At 56.8% G+C, this 12,946-nt stretch carries 12 protein-coding genes; 9 read left to right on the forward strand and 3 right to left on the reverse strand.

Annotation, left to right across the window (positions count from 1 at the left end; translation table 11 throughout):
• The first annotated feature begins 31 nt into the window (after window positions 1–31).
• The 4 genes from C1N64_RS18335 to C1N64_RS18350 are packed head-to-tail and all read left to right on the forward strand — an operon-like array spanning window position 32 to window position 3,666.
• Window positions 32–973: a siderophore ABC transporter substrate-binding protein gene (locus C1N64_RS18335; RefSeq protein WP_185200598.1), complete on the forward strand. Its 942-nt coding sequence runs from the start codon at window positions 32–34 to the stop codon at window positions 971–973.
• Entirely contained in the window at window positions 970–1,929 is a 960-nt protein-coding gene (locus C1N64_RS18340) for an ABC transporter permease (RefSeq protein ID WP_394515080.1), read from the forward strand. The genes C1N64_RS18335 and C1N64_RS18340 overlap by 4 nt, the downstream gene beginning before the upstream one ends.
• Window positions 1,919–2,911: an iron chelate uptake ABC transporter family permease subunit gene (locus C1N64_RS18345; protein ID WP_050504840.1), complete on the forward strand. Its 993-nt coding sequence runs from the start codon at window positions 1,919–1,921 to the stop codon at window positions 2,909–2,911. Before C1N64_RS18340 ends, C1N64_RS18345 begins: the two co-directional genes overlap by 11 nt.
• The gene (locus C1N64_RS18350) at window positions 2,908–3,666 is read left to right on the forward strand and encodes an iron ABC transporter ATP-binding protein (RefSeq protein ID WP_054633281.1); all 759 of its coding nucleotides are present in this window, start codon (window positions 2,908–2,910) and stop codon (window positions 3,664–3,666) included. Before C1N64_RS18345 ends, C1N64_RS18350 begins: the two co-directional genes overlap by 4 nt.
• A 225-nt stretch (window positions 3,667–3,891) precedes the next feature.
• Here the strand turns inward: C1N64_RS18350 and C1N64_RS18355 are convergent, their stop codons facing one another.
• Window positions 3,892–4,605, reverse strand: coding sequence for an IclR family transcriptional regulator (locus C1N64_RS18355; protein ID WP_058709022.1), 714 nt, complete (start codon window positions 4,603–4,605; stop codon window positions 3,892–3,894).
• Window positions 4,606–4,780: 175 nt separating this feature from the next.
• Here C1N64_RS18355 and C1N64_RS18360 point away from each other — a divergent pair, with 175 nt between their 5' ends.
• Genes C1N64_RS18360 through C1N64_RS18375 form a run of 4 tightly spaced genes read left to right on the forward strand, consistent with a single transcriptional unit; the run spans window position 4,781 to window position 8,731 of the window.
• Window positions 4,781–5,473, forward strand: a complete 693-nt coding sequence (locus tag C1N64_RS18360; protein ID WP_054633280.1) for an RraA family protein — start codon at window positions 4,781–4,783, stop codon at window positions 5,471–5,473.
• A complete protein-coding gene (locus C1N64_RS18365) occupies window positions 5,473–6,411 on the forward strand; it encodes a hydroxyacid dehydrogenase (protein ID WP_394515081.1) in 939 nt (312 codons plus the stop codon). The genes C1N64_RS18360 and C1N64_RS18365 overlap by 1 nt, the downstream gene beginning before the upstream one ends.
• Window positions 6,408–7,340 carry an SMP-30/gluconolactonase/LRE family protein gene (locus tag C1N64_RS18370; RefSeq protein WP_058702312.1) on the forward strand — a complete coding sequence of 311 codons (933 nt, stop codon included), beginning with the start codon at window positions 6,408–6,410 and terminating at the stop codon, window positions 7,338–7,340. The genes C1N64_RS18365 and C1N64_RS18370 overlap by 4 nt, the downstream gene beginning before the upstream one ends.
• Before the next feature lie 38 nt (window positions 7,341–7,378).
• A complete protein-coding gene (locus tag C1N64_RS18375; RefSeq protein WP_110268876.1) occupies window positions 7,379–8,731 on the forward strand; it encodes an MFS transporter in 1,353 nt (450 codons plus the stop codon).
• Between the two features lie 515 nt (window positions 8,732–9,246).
• Here C1N64_RS18375 and C1N64_RS18380 read toward each other — a convergent pair.
• Window positions 9,247–10,587 (reverse strand): MFS transporter, encoded by a 1,341-nt coding sequence (locus C1N64_RS18380; RefSeq protein WP_033739396.1) that lies wholly within the window; start codon window positions 10,585–10,587, stop codon window positions 9,247–9,249.
• A gap of 543 nt (window positions 10,588–11,130) precedes the next feature.
• Between C1N64_RS18380 and C1N64_RS18385 the strand changes: the two genes are divergently transcribed.
• Window positions 11,131–11,799 carry an ATP-dependent Clp protease proteolytic subunit gene (locus C1N64_RS18385; protein WP_054687222.1) on the forward strand — a complete coding sequence of 223 codons (669 nt, stop codon included), beginning with the start codon at window positions 11,131–11,133 and terminating at the stop codon, window positions 11,797–11,799.
• 92 nt (window positions 11,800–11,891) lie between these two features.
• On the opposite strand, the gene C1N64_RS18390 is transcribed toward C1N64_RS18385, so the two are convergent.
• The gene (locus C1N64_RS18390) at window positions 11,892–12,905 is read right to left on the reverse strand and encodes a zinc-dependent alcohol dehydrogenase family protein (RefSeq protein WP_033739399.1); all 1,014 of its coding nucleotides are present in this window, start codon (window positions 12,903–12,905) and stop codon (window positions 11,892–11,894) included.
• Window positions 12,906–12,946 lie beyond the last annotated feature (41 nt).

Genomic DNA, 12,946 nt, shown 5'->3' on the forward strand with positions numbered 1-12,946 from the left:
TACGGACAATGACAACGTACAAGGAGAAGGTATGCGTTTTTCCCCTCTGGCAGGTTTACTGGCGCTCGCCTGTTTACTGAGCGCGCCGTTGGCGTCGGCCAGCGACGCGCCCACCGTCCAGCTGTCGCATTTTCAGGGCACAACGGCCATTCCTCTGCATCCCCAACGTGTGGTGATCTTAAACCCGGTAACGCTGGACAGTGCCGATGCGTTAGGAATTCATCCGCTGGGCGTGCCCCGGACCGCGATAAGCTATCCGGCCCATCTGGCGCGCTACAACAGTGATGAGTACCTCAATGCGGGCACGTTATTTGAGCCTGACTATGAGGCCCTGAGCCGCGCCAGGCCGGATCTGATTCTGGCCGGCGGCAGAGCCCTGGCGGCCTATAACAAACTCAGCGACCTTGCGCCGACCGTATCGCTGGATATCGATCCCAATGATGTTTTAAACAGCCTGCGTCAGCGAACCACGCAACTGGGTGAAATCATGGGTAAACAGGCGCAGGCGAGCACCGTTCTGGCGAGATTTGATGCGCAGGTTGCTGACCTTCGCCGCCAGGCGGCTCAGGCAGGCACGGCCATGATGCTGATGGTCAACGGCGGCAAACTCAGTGCTTACACACCGCATTCCCGCTTTGGTTTTATTTTTGATGTCCTGCAGTTCAGACCGGCCATCGCCCTGCCGACCGCCAGTAAACACGGAAACGCCATTTCGCCCGAACTCATCATGCAGGCCAATCCGGACTGGCTGTTCGTTCTGGATCGCGACAGCGCCATCGGCAGCAAGGCGGGCGTTTCTGCCCGGCAGGTACTGGATAATCCGCTGGTGCGCCGCACCACGGCATGGAAAAAACAGCAGATAATCTGGCTGGATTCGGCCTCGTTGTACCTCGCTGGCGGGATCCAGAGTTACAGCCTGATGATGGAGCAGATCAGGCAGGCACTCAGCACAGCCGGCGTCCGCCCAGAATGAAGTCTGTGGCCTTTAGCTTTAGCCTGATCCTGCTGGGGGCGCTGATGATGCTCAGTGTGATGACGGGCGTCACGCAGCTGTCACTGATGGACGTGTGGCGCGATGCCGACATGCGGGAGATGATGTGGGTGAGTCGCGTGCCGCGCACGGTCGCGCTGGTGCTGGCTGGCAGCGCCATGAGCGTTGCAGGGCAAATCATGCAAATACTGACGCAAAACCGTTTTGTCGAGCCCTCTGTCGTGGGCACGACACAGTCCGCCGGTCTGGGCTTACTGCTGGTCATGCTGTTTTATCCCGCCGCGCCCGTCATAGTCAAAATGGGCATTGCCGCCCTGTTCGCCCTGGCCGGTACCCTGCTGTTTATGCTGTTAATCGCCCCTGTTCGTCAGAAAAGCGCCCTTATTGTGCCGCTGACCGGCATCATGTTGGGGGCCGTTTTCAGTTCGGTCACCACCTTTCTGGCGATGCAGTTTGACCTGCTGCAGGCGCTGGGCAGTTGGGAATCGGGGGATTTTTCCAGCGTGATGCAGGGGCGCTATGAACTGCTGTGGCTAGTAGGGATGATCGCCCTGCTCGCTGGCCTGCTTGCCGACCGCTTCACGGTCGCCGGTTTAGGGCATGACTTTTCCGTAAACGTCGGGCTGAACTACCGTCGTGTTCAGCTCACGGGCATGGCGATGATTGCGCTCATCAGCGGCGTGGTTATCGTGGTCGTCGGGGTCCTGCCGTTCCTGGGGTTAATCGTGCCGAATATTGTCAGCCTGCTGGCTGGCGATAACCTGCGACGCACCGTGCACTGGGTCGCGCTGACGGGGGCTATGCTGGTAGTAAGCTGCGATATCCTGGGGCGGCTTATCGTGCAGCCGTTCGAGATCCCGGTCAGTACGTTGCTCGGTGTACTGGGCGCGGCGGTGTTTCTGCTGCTGATTATGAAGGGGAAACGCCATGGCCGTTGAGTGTTCGCTGCCGTCTCGCGTGCTGAACAGGATGCGCTCCCCTGCCGGACGGCTGTGTTTGCTGACCATCATCGCGATTGCGCTCTGCACGCTGTTTCTGACCCTTAACCTGCAGGGCAATATCGGCTATCTCCTGAAACACCGCGGGCAGATTTTACTGACTATGGTGCTGGTTGCGTTTGCCTCGGGCATCAGCACGCTGCTTTTCCAGACCATCACGCAAAACCGCATTCTTACGCCGTCGATCATGGGGCTGGAGTCGCTGTTTATTTTACTTCAGACGCTGATGGTCTTTTTTATTCACCTGTCGCCGTTGAGCCAGACCTACCCTGTGGTGCAGTTTCTGGGCGAAACGGCGCTTCTGATGCTGTTTGCCACGCTGCTTTACCGCTGGTTATTTAACCGCAGCGGGCTGGAACTCCAGCGCGTCTTACTGGCAGGCCTGGTGTTCGGCACGCTGTTTCGCAGTCTGTCCGGACTGATGCAGCGCCTGCTATCACCGGGAGAATTTGCCGTTTTACAGAGCCGGATGTTTGCCACCTTTACCCGCGCCGACAGCGACGTCCTGCTGTTCTCAGGCAGCGTCATTGCTGTTGTGACGGTAATCATCTGGCGCATGCGCCATCGCCTTGACGTGCTGGCGCTGGGCAGCGATACCGCCACCGCACTCGGCGTGCCCGTTCAGCGCTACGTGACCGGTCTGTTGCTGCTCATCTCCCTGCTGGTAGCGATCTCAACCGCGCTGGTGGGGCCAATGACGTTTCTGGGCTTGTTGATCGTGAATCTGGCCTGGCCCGCCATGGGCTCATGGCGTCATCGCGAGATGCTGCCTGCCGTGGTACTCATCGGCATGATTACGCTGACCGGCGGACAGCTCATTCTGGAGCGACTGCTGGACAGGGCAGGCACGCTGTCCGTCATCATTGAATGTGTTGGCGGTGGACTCTTTCTTTATCTGGTGCTTAAAAAGGTGGCAACGTGATTGAAGTGGTGAATGTGAATAAGCGCTACGGCACGCTTTCTGTTCTCAACAATATCAATGAAACCCTGCCCGCGTCGGGCATCACTGCCATCATTGGTCCTAACGGTGCCGGAAAATCCTCTCTGCTGTCGATGATGAGCCGACTGCTGACGCCGGACAGCGGTGAAATCAGAATCGATTCGCTGGTGGTGAACGAGGCGCACACTGAACAGCTGGCGAAAGTGCTGTCGGTGCTACGGCAGGAGAATCATTTTACCCATCGGCTGACGGTGTACGATCTGGTCAGTTTTGGCCGCTATCCCTGGTCAAAAGGACGGATAACGGAAGCGGACAGACACCATATTGAGCAGGCGCTGTATTTTCTGGATTTGTTGCCGCTGGCACAGCGTTATCTGGATGAGTTGTCCGGCGGGCAGCGGCAGCGGGCCTTTGTGGCGATGGTGCTGTGCCAGGATACGCAGTACGTTCTGTTAGATGAACCGCTAAATAATCTGGATATGAAACACAGCGTGACCATAATGCAGCAATTGCGACGAGCGGCGGATGAACTGCACAAATCCATCATTCTGGTCATTCATGATATCAATTTCGCCTCCGCCTATTCCGACTACATCATTGCCATGAAAAACGGCGCCGTTTTTATGCGCGGTACGCCAGCCGACATCATGCAGCCGGACGTGCTGACGCGGCTGTTTGAGATTCCGGTGGCGATTGAAACGGTGGCGGATCAGCGGATAGCGATCTATTACCGCTAACCTGACTCACGCTTTCGTGGCGCGGAAGCGGAGCCGTGGACGTCGCCGCACGGTCCACTTTATCGGTGGCCGATTGCAGGCAAACGGAGAAACGCGGATGCGCCCGGCTCAGCAGTAGAATACATGCCGGAGTTCTGCCTGCTTACCGGGCCGGAGGACGGCAGCATATGCCTGCCCTGCTCAGCCGCCGAAACGGTTTTCGACCCGACCGCGCGGCACTGCCCGCTATTTACCCCAGTAAACCTCATCGCAAAACGGCTTTCTGGCCCCTAACTGAGCCGACAATCTGGCGGCACTTTCCCGCATCAGGTCACCCAGCCCTGCCGCTTTGCGGTCCAGGGTTAAGCGTGATGACGGACCGGTCAGTGCCAGGGCGGCCGTTAATTTATCCCCTTCGCCAAACACCGGGATGGCAAAGGCGGCAGTGTGCGGATCGCGCGCGCCCGACGTATAGAGCGGTAAGTCCGGTGTCTCAGCAAACAGGGGTTCGCCCATTCCCCAGTAACGCAGCACCTGGCTAATCGCCGAGTTATCCAGAGGATAAAGCGAGCCCGGCAGTCGCGTATGGCGCAGGCCATCCGACGATTCCGCACGGAAGACGCAAAGACGCTGACCGTTATCAATCACATACCAGCTGGCGCTTTCATGGGTGGCCGAAGCCAGCGCCTGTAGCTCGGGCTGGACCACGCTGGCCAGATGAAACGACTGTTCGTAGAGCTTGCCCAGATACAGCAGTCTTGGTCCCAGGGTATAAATCCCGTTATCCCGTCTGACTACATAACTCATGCGTTCCAGCGAATTCATCAGGCGATAAACGGTGGTTTTGTGGTAGCCCGAGAGCTGCGACAGCGCCGTCAGGGACAGGCTTTCTTCGCCTGGCTTAAAACAATCCAGCAATGCCAGCGCCTTCTCTACCGCATTAACCCCTTCGTTTCCCATTTCGCTTCTCCTGATTTTTGCTGGCACTGAGTGTACCTGAAACTGTGAGTCACATCTTATTTACATCACAAACAAGCTCGCAACACTGGCGCGAGCGTCAGTGTCACCGATATAGTAATTTCATTATGTACAACACAGTTTTACTCTGTAAAACATCAAACCTGTGAGGTGACCCATGTCCGCGAACGAAAAACCGATGATCAACCGCGACGTTACGCGAGTCAGTCATGATTATGTCAGACGTGCCGCTGAATTTCAGGCCGCGATTATTGCGGATGTCGCGGGCAGACGCGGCACGCTCCATGGCCGCGTTAAGCCACTGGGTGCGCATATGAAAGTGGCCGGACCGGCGGTAACGGTGGAAGTGCGTTCAGGTGATAACCTGGCGATCCATGCTGCGCTGGCGGTGGCCAAACCCGGTGATGTCATCGTGGTAGACGGTAAAGGCGATATCAGTTGTGCGCTGCTAGGCGAAATCATGGCGACCCAGGCAGAAGCGTCCGGCATTGCCGGCATTATCATCGATGGCGCGGTCAGGGATGCGGATGCGCTGAGCAACCACACCTATCCGATTTTCGCCGCTGGCCTGAATCCATGTGGCCCGACCAAGCTGATTCCCGGTCGTGTGAATTACCCGGTTTCTGTGGCCGGTGCGACGATCAACGCGGGCGATCTGGTGGTCGGTGATATCGATGGTGTGGTGGTCGTCCCACGTGACGAGGTCGAATTGGTGCTGGAACTCGCGGCGAAAAAGCTGGATATGGAAACCCGCCGTATTGCGGCAATCAAAGCCGGGGACAAAAGACCGACCTGGCTGAACGGTGCCCTGCGTGCAGCAGGCATGTTAGCGGAAGGGGAGGAACTCTGATGCGCAAACAGGATACTGTCATTATTACCGGCGCTGACATCGCCCCCGCCGCGCTTGCGATGCTGAACGATTATGAAGTGGTGTTTGCGGGCACCAGGCCAACCGAAGACGATCTGGTCGCGCTGTGCCAGCAGTATAATCCCGTCGGAATCGTGGTGCGCTATGGAAAAATTAACGCCCGCATCATGGATGCCGCGCCTGCGCTGCGCGTGATCTCCAAACATGGCAGCGGCATTGACGTTATTGATCAAGCCGCGGCGGCCGAACGAAACATCAGCGTTCAGTCTGCGCCGGGTGCCAACGCGGCGGCGGTGGCTGAACATACATGGGCAATGATTCTGGCCTGCACCAAATCCCTGATTCCGCTGAATCGCCGGATGCGTGACGGTCACTGGGACAAATCCAGCCACAAGTCCCTTGAACTGGAAGGCCGGACGCTCGGGCTCGTGGGCCTCGGCGCGATTGGCGGCCGGGTGGCCGATATTGGCCGCGTGTTTGGTATGCAGGTTATTGCTTACGATCCCTGGGCGAAAACGCTGCCCGCGGGCTGTGAGCAGGTGGACGACTTAGCCACGCTGTATGCGCGCGCGGATATAGTGTCGCTGCACTGTCCGCTGACCGCGCAAAACAGCCAGATGATTAATGACCAGGCGCTGGCACAGTTCAAACCCGGCGCCGTGCTGGTGAATACCGCACGCGGTGGACTGATTGATGACGATGCTCTGGTGCGTGCGCTCAGGAGCGGCAGGCTCAGTTGGGCGGCGCTGGACAGCTTTACTGTGGAGCCGCTGACCGCGCCCAACCTCTGGCAGACGGTAGAAAACGTCATTATTACCCCGCACATCGGCGGCGTGAGCGATAACTCTTACGTGAAAATGGGGACGGCTTCCGTGACCAATCTGCTGAAGATCTTAGCGCAGAAGGAAGCGACGGTATGATGTGCCTGACTACACCGGAGATCAGGCAGACCACGGTATTTACCCGGCTGCCCGATCGTTTCCGCCAACCTGACAGCCACAATGCCTGGGCGGCCGCTAATCGCGGCGGCCAGCTGACCGATTCGTTTCTGGAAGGGCCGGTCTGGCATCCCTCGGGTTGCCTGTACCTGACCGATATTCCGTATGGCCGCATATTCCGTGTCGATATGGCGGGCAACTGGGAGCTCGTCGTGCAGTACGACGGCGAACCCAACGGCATGAAACTGACCGATCCCGATACGCTTCTGATCACGGATTACCGTCACGGCCTGATGAAGCTGTGCCTCAAGGAGAACACGATCGCGCCGTGGCTCTCGCGCCGTAACAGCGAAAGTTTTCGCGGCGTGAACGATCTTACCCCTGACAGCCGGGGCAATCTTTATTTCACCGATCAGGGGCAAACGGGGCTGCACGATCCGTCCGGACGCGTTTACCGGCTCAGCCAGGACGGGCAACTGTCCGTTCTGCTGGATAACTGCCCGAGCCCAAACGGCCTGGTGCTGTCACCCGACGAGAAGGTGCTGTATGTCGCCATGACGCGCGGCAATGCGATCTGGCGCGTACCGCTTCAGCGTGACGGATCGGTCAGCAAAGTCGGCCAGTTCTTTACCTCGCACGGGCCAAGCGGTCCTGATGGTATCGCCGTCAACGCGCAGGGCGAACTGCTGATTGCTAACCCGGGGCTGGGCCGCGTCTGGCTGTTAAACGATCTGGCAGAGCCGATTGAGATTCTGACCAGCCCGGTCGGACGATCCACCACCAACCTCTGTTTTGGCGGCGATCAGCGCCGGCAGTTATTTATCACCGAATCTGTCAGCGGCAGCATTCTTACCTGCTCAATGCAAACGCCAGGCCACCCGCTGCCCTTTCTTTCCACTGCTTTTCTCTGAGAATAACTCTGCGTTGACGCAACGCAGCGGAGACAACCATGAATCTGCACTCAACGCCTTCCCGCTCAATGACGGAGCAGGATGACGTGCCCGTGTCCCATGACGGCATGACTCAAACGGATTTTGAACAAAGTGAAGTCGCGGCAGGCAAAGCCTTTCGCCGTATCCTGCCTTTTATTTTTATCTGCTACGTGGTCAGTTATCTGGATCGCACGAATGTCAGCTTTGCCGCGCTGGGCATGAACGCGGATTTAGGGATTACAGCAGAGCAGTTTGGCTTTGGCGCGGGCATGTTCTTTATCGGGTATTTCCTTTTCGAAGTGCCCAGTAATCTGATCATGCAAAAAGTAGGTGCCCGCATCTGGATCGCCCGCATTATGATTTCGTGGGGGTTGATCTCCATGGCCACCGCCTTCGTCACCGGTCCCGTCAGCTTTGCCTTTGCCCGTTTCTGCCTGGGCGTGGCGGAAGCGGGCTTCACCCCGGGCATTTACCTGTTTTTTACCTACTGGTTCCCCGGCAGCTGGCGCGCCAAAATCACGGCCGCCTTTCTGGTCGGCATTCCCGTGGCGAATATTATCGGTGCGCCGTTATCCGGCATGTTGATGCAAATTACCGGACACGACACTATCCGCAACTGGCAGTGGCTGTTGCTGCTGGAAGGCTTTCCGGCGGTAATACTTGGTGTCATGTGCCTGTTCTTTTTACATGACCGTCCGACCAAAGCGGGCTGGCTAAGCGAGGCGGAAAAAGCGTTGCTGAGCAGGCGGCTGGCGAATGAACAGAAAAAGATCGAACAGGCACACGGTTCCAGCCTGCGGGATGCAATGCGTAATCCCCTGCTCTACCTTCTGGCTTTTATTAACTTTTGCGGCATTGTCGGCTCAATTGGCGTAGGTTTGTGGATGCCGCAGATTATCAAACAGCTTGGCGTCAGCCACACCGCGACGGGTTTTCTGACCGCGTTGCCCTATATCTGTGGCGCCTTCAGCATGCTGTTTTGGGCACAGCGCGCGAATGCTTCCCGCCACCGTATTCGCTGGATCAGCGCGGCGCTGGTGATCGCCGCCGTGGCGTTAGGCTGCAGCGCCCTCATTGATGAACCCGTCCTCAAAATGCTTGCGCTGTGTTTCACTGTGAGCGGCATCCTGGCATTTCAGGCATCATTCTGGGCGTTGCCTTCCGGTTTTTTGACAGGGAGCGCGGCGGCGGGCGGACTGGCGATGATTGTCTCGATTGGTAATCTGGGCGGATTCGTGGGTCCTTCGCTTATTGGCTATGTGCGCCAGACCAGCGGTGGCTTTATGTGGGCGCTGCTGGCGGTTTCGGCGGTGCTGCTGCTGGGAGCTTTCTGCGTAGCGTCCGTCAAGGACCCTTACCGTCACACCTGACCGGACAAAACGACCACGCCGCCGACATTCAGGGTGGCGTGATGTCGCCTCGGATTATGGCCTCAGTTAACTAATCCCGACGCACGATCTGAATGGACACAAAGCCACGCCAATATCAGAGGCGGCGTGGTTTTATCCCCCACGGCTTCATTTCTCCATTATCCTCCTTCCTGCCGCCGTTCCTGCGCATGCAGACTGTTTTTCCACGCCGTTGTCTTTCCCACCGCAACAACGTTCGCGTTCGTCTGCTGATCGCGGCCCGGTATTTCCGATAACCGATACCGGTTTCCGGGAAGTATCCCATCACGATGGCAGGCGAGCACATGGAGCAGAGCAGGCTGAAACGGTATACAGGCGTCCTTGCCGCATCAGAGCGCTCGGCCTGCCCGATAAGGATGGCAGAACCGAACACGGCACCGCTCCTTCCCGGCATTCCTGCGGTTCGCCTCACCTTCACTTTTCTCCGGTATAAAAAAAAGCGCCCGGAGGCGCTTCAGTGATTTCAGCGATGCGACTTATTTGCTGACGGTCGACAGGCTATGATCCGCTTCGATTCTGGTCGCGCTTTTGCGGCCCATGATCAGCACTGCGATACCGCCCGCCCCGCAGAGCACGGCCAGCGGAACCATGGCCAGCGCATGACTGCCCGTCTGCTCGTTGATGATCCCGTACACGTTAACCATCAGGCCGCCGCCAATCAGGTTCGCCATGGCACCGATAGCCGCCAGGCCCGCCGCTGCGGTGCTGGACGACAGCCAGCCGGAAGCCAGTGCCCAGAACGGCCCTTTCATGGAGTACGCACCAATCAGCACCAGCGACAAAATGACCACGCTGCCCGCCAGCGACTGCGTCAGGAAAGCCGACAGTAGCCCACCCGCAATAAGGAACAGCGTCAGCGCGGTGTGCCAGCGACGTTCGCCCGTACGGTCGGAACTGCGGCCCCAGACGATCATCAACACGGACGCCAGGCCGTAAGGAATGGCGTTCACCAGACCGGTCGTGAAGTTGTCGAGTCCGAACGACTTGAGTAATTGTGGCGACCAGACGCTGAGCGTGGAACCTGCCGCCGAGGCACCGGCATAGATTAAGGCCATCACCCAGATGTGCTTGTGTCGCAGTAACTGCCACAGCGAGATATGACCGATCACCTTACGTTTCGCATTCTCGTCCGCCAGCGTTGTGCTAAGCCAGTTGCGCTGTGCTTCCGTCAGCCAGGTCGCGTTTTCCGGGCGGTTGCTTAACAGGAAAAAGGCGGCTATTCCTAAAAGGATGGCCGGGAAGCCTTCTAAAATAAACAGCCAGTGCCAGCCACGTAAGCCAAACCAGCCATCCAGTGACAGGATGGCCCCGGAGATCGGTGAGCCGATAAAGTTTGCTGCCGGGATAGCCACCATAAAGGTCGCAATGACGCGGGCGCGGTATTTACCGGGGATCCAGTAGGTCAGGTAGAGGATCACGCCAGGGAAAAAGCCGGCCTCCGCCGCGCCCAGTAAAAAGCGCAGGAAATAAAGCATCCCGGCACTGGAGACAAAGGCCGTACAGACCGACACAATGCCCCACGTCACCATAATGCGCGATATCCAAATCTTCGCCCCGATCTTTTGCATCGCCAGATTGCTGGGCACTTCAAACAGAAAATACCCCACAAAAAACAGGCTGCTCGCCAGGCCGAACACCGCTTTGGTCAGCCCGAGATCTTCATTCATCTGCAGGGCCGCCATTCCGATATTGCCCCGGTCAATGATAGCGATCAGATAACAGACAATCAGAAACGGCAGAATGCGCCATATAACACGCTTTACCGTCTGCTGCTCTATATCGGAGGTTATGGCCACATTGGGTCTCTTTTCAGACATGGTGTTCCTCACAGAAGGTTCATGGTTTTACATCTGGGTAAACTTCATGTTTTACTCTGTAAAACTATGGTGTACAAAGTACACTCATTATCTGGCGAAACTTTTTCCTGTGCTGGCAAATGTTATGAGGTTGTGTGACTTGTCACAAAAAGGGATCAGTTTGCCGTGGGATATGTGACGCAGCCGGAGCTTTTCCCGCTTCCCCCGCGTCCCCGGGACATGGCGCATTGAGCAGAATCGCAGAAAGCCCGCAGGTACAAACGCCAGGAAAAGCGGAGCCGTGCGATAAAAGCAGCAGGGTGCCTTGCGGTGCTGACAATACTGAAAAGCAGTATGCCGTTTACCGGACTGCATATGTGATGCGGCTTCGTTGTTCCCCTCTTCGACAAAATTAGCGTCGCCGCAGGTTATTTTGAAAAAGTCATTTAAAAGCCATAATACTGAAATATATTTTTAGCGGTAACAAACGCGTGCAAAATGATAATAGATATTGCAGATATAATGTCGCACTGATAATTAAAGGGCAAAAAGGATGGAGTTAATATGAAATATATTTTCTGTGCGGCTGCCGTTTTTGTCCTGACCAGTTTTACCTCACAGGCGGCGATGAACAAAGTCGTTGACGAGAAGCGCCCACCCAACACCGTTAAAACAGTAAAAATTGCTTTCACTGGCGCGATAACGCAGAACAAAATTATGGCCCTGTCCGCCGCCATTGACGAGATTGCGCAAAACTACAAAGCCGCTACGGAGATACAGCTTTATCTCACCAGCCCCGGCGGTGATGTTGATGCCGGGAAAATGGGCTATCAGATAGTGAAGGACTCACCCATTCCGGTGACCACCGTGAATATGTCCTCCGTCGAATCCTCCGCAACCTTAATTTATTGTGGTGCAAAGAAACGGCTAACCATGGACGATTCGATTTTTTTATTACATGCGCCCACGATTCATGATGCTCAGGACAGAAATTTTTCAGAAAATATGCTGGTTGAAAAAAATGAATTTAGCAGCCGATTCCGCAATATTATTAAAAATATTTATCACACCTGTACCAACCTGACGGATGATCAAATCGACAAAATTACCTACAGCGAAGACAACCATATGCTGCTGGATAATCAACACGCACTGGCTGTCGGCATTGCGACAGGCGGGCTCAGCCATTTTATGCCCGCTGACGCGGCCTATTATATTCACGACAATAATTAATCCTGCGCAGGCCGCGATGCCTGATGAAGGTTCTGGTTTCAGCCCTCATCAGGCACCGTTTCTACGGACACACCAGCCTTACTGCGCGTGACTCACCATTCCACGCAGATCTTGCCGAAATGCGAACCGCTCTGCTGCCAGGCAAAGGCCTCGGCGAGGTCCTGATAACGGAAGAGGCGATCAACGACGGGCTTCTGATTCATCCCTTCCAGCGCGTTCACGTAATCGATCTGATCCTGTCGGCTGGCAACGATCACCCCTTTGATGGTGACCTGCTTCGCCAGGACAGACAAAATGGACAGCCGGGCTTCATCGCCGGAAATGATGCCGATTTGGGTAATGTGGCCGCCCACTTTGATCGCTTTCAGCGACTCACCCAGCGTGGCAGGTCCGCCCACTTCCACCACCTGATCCACGCCCACGCCGCCGGTCAGTTCCAGCACCTTCTTCCCCCACTCTGGCGTCGTGCGATAGTTAATGGTTTCGTCTGCGCCCAGCTGTCGGGCGCGCGCCAGTTTCTCATCCGAAGAGGAGGTGGCAATCACTTTCGCGCCCATGGCCTTAGCGATTTGTAAGGCAGCGATAGATACACCGCCGGTGCCCTGCACCAACACGGTATCATTAGCCTGAAGATTGCCTTCGGTCACCAGTGCTCGCCAGGCGGTCAGGCCAGCTGTCGTAATGGTGGCTGACTCAGCGTGCGCCCAGCCTTTTGGCGCATGGGTAAAGGCGCTCTGCGCCCGCACAACGTATTCACTGGCCATGCCATCAATGCCGTCGCCCGGCGTGTGGGCAAAGCCGCCGACGTCCGCGGTGGGTTTGCCGGACAGCCAGACGGGGAAGAATGTCGACACGACGTGATCACCTGCGCGAAAATCGGTCACGCCCTCGCCCACGGCTTCCACCACGCCCGCGCCGTCGGACAGCAGTATGCGGCCATCTTCGGTGGGAAATTGCCCGGTCGCGACGACCAGGTCATGGAAATTCAGTGAGCTGGCCTTGATGGCAACCCGGATTTCGCCTTTTCCCGGCTGTCCCGGATCGGCTCGGTCTGACAGGTGGATGTTCTGCAGTCCGCCAGGGGCTTTCAGGGTCATTGCTTTCATTACGTTCTCCGTTGCCTGATGTGTTTTCTTAAGACATGTTG

Source organism: Pantoea sp. SGAir0215, assembly GCF_043543215.1.

Bases quoted from the DNA above. Each gene is read 5' to 3' on its own strand.
- C1N64_RS18360 (WP_054633280.1), top strand. From the start codon at position 4,781: ATGTCCGCGAACGAAAAACCGATGATCAACCGCGACGTTACGCGAGTC.
- C1N64_RS18340 (WP_394515080.1), top strand. From the start codon at position 970: ATGAAGTCTGTGGCCTTTAGCTTTAGCCTGATCCTGCTGGGGGCGCTG.
- C1N64_RS18390 (WP_033739399.1), bottom strand. From the start codon at position 12,905: ATGAAAGCAATGACCCTGAAAGCCCCTGGCGGACTGCAGAACATCCAC.
- C1N64_RS18385 (WP_054687222.1), top strand. From the start codon at position 11,131: ATGAAATATATTTTCTGTGCGGCTGCCGTTTTTGTCCTGACCAGTTTT.
- C1N64_RS18335 (WP_185200598.1), top strand. From the start codon at position 32: ATGCGTTTTTCCCCTCTGGCAGGTTTACTGGCGCTCGCCTGTTTACTG.
- C1N64_RS18345 (WP_050504840.1), top strand. From the start codon at position 1,919: ATGGCCGTTGAGTGTTCGCTGCCGTCTCGCGTGCTGAACAGGATGCGC.
- C1N64_RS18370 (WP_058702312.1), top strand. From the start codon at position 6,408: ATGATGTGCCTGACTACACCGGAGATCAGGCAGACCACGGTATTTACC.
- C1N64_RS18375 (WP_110268876.1), top strand. From the start codon at position 7,379: ATGAATCTGCACTCAACGCCTTCCCGCTCAATGACGGAGCAGGATGAC.
- C1N64_RS18365 (WP_394515081.1), top strand. From the start codon at position 5,473: ATGCGCAAACAGGATACTGTCATTATTACCGGCGCTGACATCGCCCCC.
- C1N64_RS18380 (WP_033739396.1), bottom strand. From the start codon at position 10,587: ATGTCTGAAAAGAGACCCAATGTGGCCATAACCTCCGATATAGAGCAG.
- C1N64_RS18355 (WP_058709022.1), bottom strand. From the start codon at position 4,605: ATGGGAAACGAAGGGGTTAATGCGGTAGAGAAGGCGCTGGCATTGCTG.